Source organism: Sphingobacterium sp. JUb20 (assembly GCF_004342035.1).
GTDB classification, from domain to species: domain Bacteria; phylum Bacteroidota; class Bacteroidia; order Sphingobacteriales; family Sphingobacteriaceae; genus Sphingobacterium; species Sphingobacterium anhuiense.
The window spans coordinates 617,391-630,023 of the sequence record NZ_SLYV01000001.1; the positions used below are offsets into that span (position 1 = coordinate 617,391).

Sequence of the window (12,633 nt, forward strand, 5' to 3'; positions counted from 1 at the left end):
GTTATTTGTGAGTTAGTTCAAATGAGTCAAATAATTGTCCATTCAATTTATAACTTGAAAAGATAAGTTTACTGTCCGTAACCCGAATAACTTGGTAGAGCTGCGTCTGCGCACCTGACACTTCCATCCAACGTTCCGAATCGGAACCATACATCTTTGGTCCTGCTACAGAAAGGAGATATACCGGACGAACTTTACCAGCTGTTCCTCGTGCATAGGTATGATCATGTCCCTGCAAAACCAAGTCTACGCCATATTTTTCAAAAATAGGTCTAAAACGTTCTCGAAGAATGGTATTGTCTCTATTCTTTGCAGTTGAATAAACCGGATGGTGCATCACCACAATATTCCATTTGGCTTTTGAAGATGCCAAAACCTCTGTTAACCATTGTTCCTGTTTTTTAGCAGCAATAGAATCCAGCATGATCAATTGCGAATTTAAAGAGATCATGCGCACATCTTGATAATCTAAATAATAGACCGCATCTTGCATTCCCTTTGGTCCATTTTTAGGAAGATTAAAATGCTTTTTCCAATGCGGATCTAAGACCAGCTGCTCCATAGAGTCTCTGCGGTATTCGTGATTGCCTGGTGTGGGTACAGCAGGTATCATCTGATGGATAAATCCAGCTCCTTCATGCCATTCCCCCCATTCGCTATCGTTGTTTGAACGGTTTATCAAATCGCCAGCATGGACAATAAAACGTGCATTAGGCTCCTGTTGAAAAGCTTTTCTAATAGATCGGGACCATTTCGAGCGTAAATCATTCTGCGCATCGCCCAGGTAAATAAATGAAAAATCACCCTTTACATCAGCCGTACGAAACTGATTCCACGCACTCCAATTTGTGCCATCTCCTACGCGATAGGTGTAGATTGTACCAGGCTTTAGGCCTTGAAACGAAACCTGTCCATAGTTATCCGCAGTCTGACCTTCAATTTTCAATGGACTCGTTACACCTAATACTGTCTGTGCAGATTTCTCTAGATCAGGGCTGCTATGCTCCTCTACAACCTGCCCCACAGCTTTAGTCTCAGAACCATTTATCCGCCAACTTACAGATTGTGTCGTTGATGGTTGATCTGACCAAGTCAACGTGATACGATCAGGATATAGGCCTCGATCGTTCGTTTGTGCTGTTCCTGTATATAGGGCACAGCACAGACTCAAGGATAAAATTAAATTCTTTAAAATCATTTCATCAATATTAATGGTGTACATATAAAATTACCATGGCCTGTTCGTTCCTTGTAACAACCAAGATTTAGACCATGCACTATTTTCATTATCTGCTTGTGAGTAGGCCGTTTTTTCAATTCTAGCCAATGCTTCTGTTGCATTTTTTTGATTCACACTCATTTCATTCTGCATGTATGGAATACGTAATGGTAATTGAGAACGAATCGCAGCAGGCCCAGCTTTCAATTGCGGATAGCCCGTCCTTCTGTAGTCAAACCAAGCCTGCGTTGCTGTTGACCAGTTAGAAATCCATTTCTGCTCCATAATCTGTGCTTGGGTGTTATTAAAGGCGACACCAGGCTGTTGGATATATACGTTATACGCATCTTCTTTGCCCCAGGTAGCGAGCGAATTGCGTACGCCCTGCTCATAATAGGCCTTTGCAGACTCTGGCAATGCCCATCCCTTCCATGCCGCTTCAGCTAATATAAAACTCACTTCAGATGCCGACAGTAGTCGAGCTTTCAGTATTCCCCCCTTAGCTGCTTTATAGCTATCATTGAGGTAAGAAACATGCGGATTCACCGACGTTTGTCCAGGGCTCGGATTGAGATTATAAGCCGATGGATTTTTAGAACCACTGGGTGGTAACCCTACATATTGAGCATCCACATCCACCGCAATACCTTTCACCACATCGGGCGAAACAATGCGTACACCGTTCACAATTTTATCAGTTCCACTTGGTTCAGTCGTACGAACCTCAATCGGGATTTCCACCTTTTTGGCCCAAACTGCAATGCGTGGATCATGAAGAGCTTGCAAGCGATCAACAAGTGTTGCACACATTTTCATCCGGCGAAAATTACTCCCACTTGCATCATAAACGGTATTCGAAGGCCAAGAATCTGATGCATTATTTCCCATAAAACTCATCAAAACCTCATCTTCTGCAGATGTAATTATGGGGAAATCAGCCGGATGAGCTAGCATATTTTCTATTCCTTGCTTAGCAAATGTATTTTCTTTTTCAGCGATTCGCATGTAGTAACGCAACGCCAATGAGTTCGCAAAACGACGCCATTTTGCGACATTACCCACAAAATAGATATCTGCACTTGCCAAAACATCATAACGGCCATTTGGTTTTGAAAATAGGGTATTTGCCTGTTTCAGTTCTTCAATTATTCCTTTGTAGATCACGTCTTGTCGATCAAACTTTGGGAAGTTGTACTGCACTCCGCCCTGTTCAGCTTTCAACGCATCGGTATAAGGGGCATCGCCCCACAAATCTGTGATCAAGCCAAACAGATAAGCGCGCATGACCAGTGAAACTCCATGATGAAAATCAAGCCCCAATTCTTCAGACCGGCGACGCATCAATTCATTATCGCGTAAGAATCCATAATAAGCATCCCAACTTAATATCCCCCCAGTCCACTCATAATCATTGTGCGAATCAAACCAGGCATCCAGTTGGGTGTATTGAACTACACCACCTAGATCAGTAAAACTGAGATCATTATATTTACTTCCTACACCAGCAAGTATAGTAGGTAAAAGTAAATTTGGATTTGCGTCTTCCTCACTAACACCATTGGGATTGATATTGATTTCCGTGAGATCTTTACAGCTCCACAAGCAAAAACTTATGGCGGATACAAATAATGCTATTTTTATAATTTTAAAATAATTGTTCATTGTTGGCTATATATTAAAATGTGATATTAACTTTAAATCCGATAGGCATAGCCCAAGGAGTCACGTTGTAACGCTCTATCCCCTGCTTAAAACCGACTCCGACCTCAGATTGAAATGCCATTTCTGGATCAATTCCGACCTTAGCCTTTGTCCATAAAAGTAAATTACGCGTATAGACCCCTACACTTCCACCATCGATACCCATACGGGTAAGCCATTTTCCTTTCAAATCATAACTGAAAGACAGTTCTCTTAATTTGATAAATGATGCGTCAAATGTGGCTGCATTCATAAAATCCCAAGGATAATTGTCTGAATAAGCGATATACTTTGTCCCCTCACCTCCGAGATTTTCCTTATATCCTTTGATATTACCCTGAGCATCGTATTCAGCAATAACTCCTGGATTGAATACGCCGAAGTTTCCAACATTTCCACCCACATTGACAGGATAGCCCCCATATTCATCACCTGGCCCTCCAACAATAGGATAACGATTGCCTTGTACACGAACCAGGTCATTTTCAATCAAATAATTCCGTAATGACTCCCCTGTTAATCCCTTAGGGTTTATTAACTGATCCAAAAATCGTTGTGTAGTCAGGTTCGATTCAAAATATCGGTAAGTTTGAGACATAAATTTACCACCAAAACGCAGATCAGCGGCAAGGTGCATTGTCCATTTTTTATAACGCAGTGAGGACTGGATACCCATACTGAAATCAGGATTAAAATTGCCGATCTTATTACGGCTATTATTAATACGTACAGCCTGCCAAGAACCATTTTTATCTAAAATAGGATAACCGTTATAGGGAGATGATGGATCTTCAACAGTCACGAGTTTAGAGTCGTACAGATCACCTATCTCTTCCCCTACATAGGTACGTGCTCCACCTCGACCATCTGTCCAGAAAGTATGAAATTCAACACCTTCCGAGAGCTCATTGATACGTGTGCGATTACGTGACCAGTTAGCACCTAAATCCCAGGTCCAGTTTTCCTTTTCAATGGGACGTCCAGACAATGCCAGTTCTATTCCCTTACTACTCAGTAGTCCCGCATTAATATTCCTCGAACTAAATCCGCTCGAGCTCGGTAATGTCGTAGAAATGATCTGATTTTTATTGTCTAGCGTATAATAGGTCCCTTCAAATTTTAATCTGTTTTTCCAGATTCCGAGATCAGTACCAACCTCGTAAGAAGTAGCCTGTTCTGGCTTAAGATTGGGTAAAAGAAGCTTTCCAGAACGTGTGATACGCAACACATCACCCCAGCTTCCGGGATTACTCAGCACATTAAACAAATTGTAGCTTCCGGTATCATTTCCTACACGGGCGATACCACCCCGCAACTTGAAGAGACTCACAGCCGTTGGCAACGTAAAAACACGGTCGGCCAATACGCTCAGGGATGCCGACGGATAGAAGTAAGAACGATTGGCGGCGGGTAAAGTACTTGACCAATCATTTCGACCTGTCAAATCCAGGTATACCATATCCCGATAACTAAGATTGATCAACCCATAAACGCTATTGACAGCACGCTCTGAAAGACTACTTGCAAAATCCAAGTTCAGCGGACTGATATTGGAAAGACTGTACAAACCGGGAGTGGTTAGGCCAGCACCATTCTTAGAGGCATTTTGTACCGAATTTGATTTAGAATAACGGAGATTACCACCAAGCGATCCTGTTGCATGAAAGTCGCCTACCTTTTTATTATAAGTAGTCAGAAAATCAATATTCTGTTCCATATTCATCAGATTGACAATACCATAGGCACCTCGTGGTTCATTGGTATAGCTATAGGGTATTTTAGTCTCCCGATTCTCCCAGTACACATCTGTCGCATAGCGCACCATCATATTCCAATCCTTCCGAATGTTCCAATCCAAGCGCAAATTTCCGAATACACGATCGCGCACAAAACCATTATTGACACCGTAGGCTAAAAAATAAGGGTTATTAAAATTTCCAATTGACTGCGAGCGTTGCTGTAACCCTTCCTGTCCAGGCATCCAATAATCTTTCAGATCCAAGATATTGATGTGAGGTGCGACTTCATATGCCGCCTGCAAAGGATTTGTTCCGCGATTGGTAGCCGGACGATTATTTGAATTGTTTCGACTCGCATCCAGAGACATTCCCAATGAAAGATTATGCCGTAGACGCATCGTTGCATTAATATTTAACGTATTTCTAAACAAATCGGCGTTAGGTACAATACCTCTATTGTTCATATTAGAATAAGAAAAACGATAATCGAGTCGCTCACTGCGATTAGCCAACGAAATGCCATTGGTACTCGTTATTCCAGTCTGTACAAAATTTTTAATATTATTCGGGTAAGACTTTAGTTCTGTCGGGATCTGATTTCCATCGGCATCACGTGGACTATTCCATTGGATGGCCTTATACCCTTTATCCAAAGCAGGCCCCACCATATAACTGGATTCCTCTTCAATCTTCAGATCGCCGGCAAGATCTCCAGGTTTCCAGGGCATGGTACCACTTGCAAATTTGTTATGCAAGTCAATGTAATGATAAGGAATATCGAAAACGGTATTGCTGGTCACGTTTATCGTCATTTTCTCCGCATTCTTACCGTTCTTGGTTGTGATCAAAACAACGCCATTACCAGCTCGCGATCCATACAGAGCCGCGGCACTGGGTCCTTTTAAAACAGAAATATTTTCAATATCTTCTGGATTGATATTGGATATCGCATTGCCATAATCGACCTTATTATCATCACCAATCTGGCCGATATTGTTAAGCTGATTCATGATCGGCACCCCATCAACGACAAATAGAGGCTGATTATCGGTACTTAAAGATGAAGCACCACGAATCACCATACTCACCGAGGAACCTGTAGGACCCGTGGCACTGATCGTAACCCCCGGAACCTTTCCTGCCATCGCAATCATAAAATTATCATTGTTCACCCGATTCAGATCTTCCCCCTTCACTGTACCTACAGCATACCCAAGTGAACGGTCCTGCCGTTTGATTCCCAGAGCTGTGACGACCACTTCTCCCAGTTCATTTTTATTTTCTTCTAAAATGACAGACTGTACCCCAGTAGAATTGGCATCTATCTTTAGCGCACTTATTTCCTTGGTTCCATAAGAAATATGGCTAACCAAGATGTTATAAGTACCCGCCGGAACTTTCAATTGAGTATCTCCCTTAGCATTGGTCAGCACACTTTGACCGTTAGATCTAATTTTAATAGATGCTCCAGCAATTGGCTTGAGTGCATTATCGCTGACATGCAGACGCAAATTAAAGGTCTGCTGCACTTCTTCGGTCACCAAAACAACAGCACCGTTTACCTTTTTTGACTGGATATTGGTATTTCTCAGAATATAGCGCAATACTTCTTCAAAGCTTGCATTTTGAAAAGTGCGCTCTTTTACCAGGACTTTCTCCAATTGTAAAACTTGCTTGTCATAACCGATACCGAGACCAGTTTGCTGCGATAGAAGCATGAGCGCCTGCGAAGCATTACCTGCTTTTAGATGGATATTGATTCCTTCTGATTTAACTTGCCTGCTATGGGCATGAATTGAAGTTGCTGTAACTTCAGAGATAAATACAAATGAGCTGAAAGCTAATGCAGCAGCCAATGTGCTGAGCTTCGTAATTTTATACATATATTTGCATTAATGTTTATCATTTAACATGAATTAAGGGTGCTCACTGGTCGATTTTGCGGTTTGCCAGATGAGCACTTTTCTATTGAGAAACTCCCCCCGTTTCCCAACTTTAACTGTTTTAAGTTTAGTGATGTAGTATTATTTCATTTCCTTCCCTCCTAAAATTAATTTGGTGAATATGACAGATCATATGAAGAAGCTGATCGACCGATTTTACCTGCGGTAAAAGCAGTGAATAGCTAAAACGATCTGTATACAAGCTGTCACTGCGTAAGATCAAGCCATAACGGTTGTAAATAAGTTCCTGCAATTCCTGAAAATTAGCGCCAGACATTAAAATACCTCCACGTGTCCAGATATCGGCATGATCAGCATTAGTATCAAACAGTTTACAGCTCCCCAGATTTTTTTCATATTGTAAACTTTTTCCTGCTGTAAGCACGTGTAATGATGGATTTATCTTGCTCCCGACACGCACACGTCCCGTTTTAACAGCAATGGTAATATTTTTTGATTGCTCGGAATTATTGACATTAAAAGAAGTACCGAGCACAGCAATGGTCAATGCTCCCGTTTCGATAGAAAACGGATGTAGTGTATCGCGCTGCACATTAAAAAAGGCTTCTCCTTGATCCAGATAAATTTTTCGGCTTTGCAGATACTCCTGTTCATGATAGCGAACCTGAGTATTTCCATTTAGCATTATGGTGGAATGATCTGGAAGTTGTAACTCCATTTGTTCACCTGGGCGCGTCGAAATCTGTGTGAACACAATTGAAGCCGCCGTGGTATCTTGACGGAAAGGCTGCGACCTTTGATAGAGTAGCAAACCTGAAACACCGAATATCAAAACTGAAGCTGCAATAGAAATCCAGCGGAGCCGTACCACGCGCGCCTGTTTTTTAGTTGCTTGAATGGCAGGAGGAAATGCCGCGAATATCGCTTCCTTTACTTTGGTTTTATGCTGTTCATCTGTAAAAGGATCTATTGTACCAGAAGACACCTCATCATACCAGCTATCGACGTTCTTTTTTTCCTCATCAGATAGTTTATCTGCCAGGTAACGCTGTATTATATTTTTAAACTCTTCTAAATTCACTTGTGTGCTGTTGTTTTACTTACTACAGGTGAAGAGGTTCAAAATACTTTAAGAAACTGTTTTCTTTAGGTTAAGAAATTATGAAATAGATAGGTGCTCGCTAAAACGAGTAAAATATCATCATGGTCGGCGAATCGTTGCGTCAGATCTTGCTTCAATATTTTCTTTGCTTCATACAGATGATTTTTGACCGTCTGCTCTGCAATACTCAGTTTTTGAGCAATCTGTTGAATGGAGTAATTATCATTTCTCAAAAGATATACAGCCTGCATGGTTTTGGGTAACCTGGCTACAGAGCGATCTACTATATTTTCTAGTTCCTGGTATTGCGCATGTGTATTATCGCTCAAGGCTGTAAACTTATCCATCCGGTACAACATCTTTTCCATGATGTTTTCGCGTACTTTCTCTGTTGCATAATGATTTAAGATCCTATTCTTTATTGCCTTAAAAAAATAAGGTTTTAACGATTCGTAATCCTCCTTAAGCAGGTGGCGTTTTTCCCAAATCTGAATAAATACTTCCTGAACAATATCTTTTGAAATCGCTTCATCCTGCAAATGCCGGTAAGCTACTGTATATAACTCTTCCCAGTAAGAATCAAAAAAATAGGTAAACGCTCGCGGATCTCCATTTTTAAATCGAGACAAATAAAAGATTTCCTTCTTGTTTTGGGTAGACATGACCTGACAAAGATAGCTCGAAGATATTACGCCAATATTAATTTACCATCAACCTTACGATACGCTTATGGGAATAGCCTCAGGATAGTGTAAATAACTCAAGACTTATTCCCATATAAGATTAAGCCTGATCAGAATGAACAGTCCACAATATTTACAAACGTAAGCCTTTCCAGAAAGGAAGCAAAGAGATACCAACCTGCACAAAAGGTACTGCTTGATGTTTGTTTTTGATGAAATAATCGTTAGGCTTAGCACTTCCCTCCCTTATCCTGGAGTTGACCGCATAGTTAACACCGGTACTCAGACTGGCAACAGCTTTTTTAGTCAAGCGATATTCTGCCATCAATCCGGATTTTATTTCTAGATTTGAAAACGTATAGTCATTGGTCAATGTCGTTTGTTGGTCAGAAAATTTAAAGAAAGAATTACTGCCCTGCAGTTCATTAAAGAAGGTAAAGGAAGTACGCTCTTTCACTGCTTTTCGCAAAGCTAATCGATATGGAAGATCAATCATCAAATCCATATTTAAATTTTCAAATCTTCTAAAATAATTCAGCATCAAAAAGAAAGGAACAGGACTTGCGGGATCTAAAACCAGAACAGCACCTGCCGTCAACCTCGAATTGGCTGTTTGGCGTAAAACAAAATTCGCCATTCCTGTGAATGTAAGTTGTGCCCTAGACATCGAAGGATCAAATATTCCACTTAAATGGGCCATATAATTGACCGGTCTGCCAAAAAGTGAATCTTTATGCATATAGGTCAGCGCAGCAGACATCATCGGGATATAAGTTCTTTGATCATATACCACATGTGCTGCATCATAATTTCTAACATCATGCAAATCATAAAATTGATGGATAACACCCAAGCTCCCTATCAAATTATCATTGGCACGTTGCATAATCGGGACATTCATATTGATATATGTTCGGGAGGTTCGAAATTTACCTTCAAAAATCCTATTTCCATGCATAGCAGAGGTAATTTGGCCAAATGCATTTTCTTCATGGGTGATGGTAAACTGGCGTAATTTTGGATACATTAATGCGGCATGCTCTGCCATAGCAATTCCTTTTAGAGAATCTGATAGAGTTGCTTGGTCCGTACTTCGTATATCCTGAGCGAAAAGATCTGTCAGAAATAGAAACGAAACCAGAAGGGATAAAGAAATTTTGAACATCATTTTTTTTTTGCTTAGAAATCGGTCACTTTAAACTAAGTTTACCGATGCGAAGATATTCCAAGGCTAAAAAAAACAGGAGTAGTTTGCAGGTGAAGCGTTCAAATTAAGTATTAAGGCAATCAAAAGTGAAGATGAATTTTCTTGCCAAATCAGTTTCTAAATTCCTATCTATAATTATACAGGACTAGCCTGCAGCCATTTTAAAAATTGAGGTGATTTTTCCCTGCTTATGGTGATAATATCATCATGCTTGATCGAGACATGAATCGACATTTTGCGAGACAACAAACTGGAAGCATGCACTATAGCCGATCTGGCGATCAGGTATTGCCTATTTGCACGGAAAAATAGATCTCCAAGTAATTCCTCTAATTCATCGAGACTCATATTCGGATAATATCTTTTATGATCAAAAGTATAAAGCGTCAGCACTTCATTTTTAAGACAAAACAACGCGATATCAGAAATCCGGATTGGTATGACTGTATCTTTATAGTGGATGAGCAAGGATGAAATTTTTGGTCTCACGGTCTCAAATATATCCTTCATTTTTTCATACTGCCGACCGATTTCGGTTTCATTTGCTCGGGTCAGTTCATTGTATTTGGTCAATGCAGCAGCTACAGACTCTTCAGTAAACGGCTTCAGCACATAGCCGATACCATTTACCTGAAAGGCATGCAGCGCATACTCGTCATAGGCCGTGCAAAATATAACAGGGACTTTAACCTGTTTCAAAATTTCAAAACTCAATCCATCCCCCAAGCGGATATCGCTGAATATCAACGCGGGGTCGGGTTGGTGACTAAAATACGTAAGGCCTTCCTTTACAGATCTGATCACCGCCACGATCTCTATATCCGGATCAATTTCTATTAATGTCTGTTCCAGATCCTTAGCTGTAATTCTTTCATCTTCTATAATAACGATCTTCATGGCTGCAACAATTTTAAATGTACATTGAAAAATTTCCCATCTGCAGTTATCTTCATCCCTTGTTCATCACCTAGTAATCGGTACCGTTCTTTAATGTTGAACAGGCCATTTCCTGTTGATGGCTCCCTTTGTCCATGTGCTTGCATATTATTAGAAACAATAACAAAACCATCAGAAGTAAAAATTCGGATCATAATTGGACTATCTTCTGTAAAATCGTTATGCTTTAAAGCATTTTCGATTAAGGGCTGTAATGAAAAATAAGGTAAGTATAAAGATTTGCGGATCTGGTCCGAAATATTGATCTCATAAATTAAAGAAGTTCCAAACCTTATTTTTTGCATATGCAGATAGCTGAGACTAAATGCAATTTCATCTGCCACAAAGGCCAGTTGCGCTTTTGGGTTTGTAATAGAAGAACGTAGAAAAGTTGCTAAATGCACCAGGTATGTTTCTCCTACTTTAGTATCTTCCTTATACAATGATTTAACAGTAGCCAATGCATTGAATAAAAAATGAGGTTGTATCTGCTGTCTTAATAGTAGATTAGTCGCTTCACTAACATTGGCTTGTAATTGCAATTTCTCGATCGCATCCAATGAACTTTGGTACTGAAAGATAAACAGGTTTTGAATCAAAAGAACAATCGTGTTAAAAAGAAAAATAGCGAGATAAGCCATTACGTAAGCCCGCAATTCTCCACCGGCACTCTCCCAGCCATTCCCAGTTAACAAAAAATAGAGACCTATGACTAAGTTCCACGATATGATAGTCCAAAGATAGCTCGACATATAAAATAAGGCCCGTCCAAATTTGATCTGTTTTTTATTTCTGAAAAGTAAAGTTCTAATCAACAAAAGATTACCAAAGCTAACGGAGAAAGTAAAAACAATCCCTTGAATAAATCGGTATAAAATGTCGGTGGTATCATGTTTAACGGCCACCAAAAAAATCATGATCAGTGTAGCAATTAAGATACTGATGATTATATTTAGACGAATAAGACCTTTTAGAGGTAACCGATATAATGACATTTGAACTTTTTTTTAGCTTTTAGATTTATTAAAATTTGATTACTTTCTTCTCACTTTTGCTTAGTTCAAAAATACAATTATATCTGTGCGATAAATCAATTATTTATGCGAGGCGCTCATATTTGGCCGTGAACCGTCAACGTTTCAACCCTCAATTTGTCCGTTTCTGCATTTTTTCACATCAAAAAAAGAACGTAATATTTTATATTTGGTTATCAAAATATGCAATAATTATGGTACAGATATTTAAAACAAATGTAACAAACAAAAAAGAAGCAAAACTTCTAGCTGTCATTCTTTCCAAAGAAAATCCTGATTATAATATTAACTTCGATCTTGATGACTGCGACAATATCTTACGGATCGAGAATGTAGAAATTAAAAACCACTGCATCATCACCTGCCTTCAAGAATTGGGCTATACTTGTGAGATCTTAAATTAAATGGTTTCCTTGAAATCAACTACACTTAAGGTTCATAATCACTTAAAAACAATCATACTGTCATCATAATTTAAATTTTATACTCCTAAAAAACTCAGAACAATAAAGAACACATGGTTCGAGATAGCATATTATTGAGCTTCACATGTTTTGAACCATCCGATACGCAAACGATAAAGGTATTTCGTACTCTTCCTTGGGCATAATACTTATTGAAACCCCATGCGTGTACTTGTTTTTTACTGGCCAAAATCTTTTCTTTAATTCCGGTCAACATAATTTTGTCATAGTCACATCCAATATCCAAAAAGGTATATAAAATTGCAGCTTCATTAGAAAGAAACTTCTTGATTCACTATAGTTAGTATTGAGTATATTGCCAATCATCGTTTTATCGAATATACGCCATAAGTATCCACAAAGTAAACACCCAATGGAAGCAGTCTTAAAGAACAATACCAATAAAGATTTTCCGACATGACGCGATAGATAACAGGTGAGATAAAAACAAGAGGATTAAGCGTCAAAATAATTTTAAATAATTCCGCTTAAGATCACTTAAAGTACTACAACTTTGAATAATATATTTATTTCCAGTTATAATTGAACGAATTATATCACAAATTAAAAACACTTAATATGAGCAGTATATCCTAACCATAGGAAATTATGGAATTAGATGGCTCAATTTTTGATTTCTTAGG

General features: G+C 39.3%; 9 protein-coding genes and 1 pseudogene. 1 reads left to right on the plus strand and 9 read right to left on the minus strand.

Features of this window, described 5'->3' with window-relative positions; genetic code table 11:
• Position 1: 1 nt before the first annotated feature.
• The 8 genes from EDF66_RS02735 to EDF66_RS02770 all read right to left on the minus strand — a co-directional run bounded on the left by EDF66_RS02735 (position 2) and on the right by EDF66_RS02770 (position 11,486).
• Positions 2–1,198, minus strand: coding sequence for a purple acid phosphatase family protein (locus EDF66_RS02735; RefSeq protein ID WP_165902339.1), 1,197 nt, complete (start codon positions 1,196–1,198; stop codon positions 2–4).
• Between the two features lie 30 nt (positions 1,199–1,228).
• Positions 1,229–2,881 (minus strand): SusD/RagB family nutrient-binding outer membrane lipoprotein, encoded by a 1,653-nt coding sequence (locus tag EDF66_RS02740; RefSeq protein WP_132840390.1) that lies wholly within the window; start codon positions 2,879–2,881, stop codon positions 1,229–1,231.
• Between the two features lie 13 nt (positions 2,882–2,894).
• On the minus strand, positions 2,895–6,542 hold the full coding sequence (locus tag EDF66_RS02745; protein ID WP_243655975.1) for a SusC/RagA family TonB-linked outer membrane protein: 3,648 nt from the start codon (positions 6,540–6,542) through the stop codon (positions 2,895–2,897).
• A gap of 127 nt (positions 6,543–6,669) precedes the next feature.
• Complete coding sequence (locus EDF66_RS02750; protein WP_132840391.1) at positions 6,670–7,644, minus strand: FecR family protein; 975 nt, start codon at positions 7,642–7,644, stop codon at positions 6,670–6,672.
• Between the two features lie 65 nt (positions 7,645–7,709).
• Positions 7,710–8,327 (minus strand): RNA polymerase sigma factor, encoded by a 618-nt coding sequence (locus tag EDF66_RS02755; RefSeq protein ID WP_132840393.1) that lies wholly within the window; start codon positions 8,325–8,327, stop codon positions 7,710–7,712.
• Positions 8,328–8,481: 154 nt separating this feature from the next.
• Positions 8,482–9,516 carry a hypothetical protein gene (locus EDF66_RS02760; RefSeq protein ID WP_132840394.1) on the minus strand — a complete coding sequence of 345 codons (1,035 nt, stop codon included), beginning with the start codon at positions 9,514–9,516 and terminating at the stop codon, positions 8,482–8,484.
• A 174-nt stretch (positions 9,517–9,690) separates the two neighbouring features.
• Positions 9,691–10,452, minus strand: coding sequence for a LytR/AlgR family response regulator transcription factor (locus tag EDF66_RS02765; RefSeq protein ID WP_132767611.1), 762 nt, complete (start codon positions 10,450–10,452; stop codon positions 9,691–9,693).
• Positions 10,449–11,486, minus strand: a complete 1,038-nt coding sequence (locus EDF66_RS02770; RefSeq protein WP_132840395.1) for a sensor histidine kinase — start codon at positions 11,484–11,486, stop codon at positions 10,449–10,451. Before EDF66_RS02770 ends, EDF66_RS02765 begins: the two co-directional genes overlap by 4 nt.
• A gap of 233 nt (positions 11,487–11,719) precedes the next feature.
• Here EDF66_RS02770 and EDF66_RS02775 point away from each other — a divergent pair, with 233 nt between their 5' ends.
• Positions 11,720–11,929 carry a hypothetical protein gene (locus tag EDF66_RS02775; protein WP_132767608.1) on the plus strand — a complete coding sequence of 70 codons (210 nt, stop codon included), beginning with the start codon at positions 11,720–11,722 and terminating at the stop codon, positions 11,927–11,929.
• Positions 11,930–12,199: 270 nt separating this feature from the next.
• On the opposite strand, the pseudogene EDF66_RS26550 reads toward EDF66_RS02775, so the two are convergent.
• Positions 12,200–12,427: pseudogene (locus tag EDF66_RS26550) on the minus strand (phosphoethanolamine transferase domain-containing protein); the annotation flags it as partial.
• Positions 12,428–12,633: the final 206 nt, after the last annotated feature.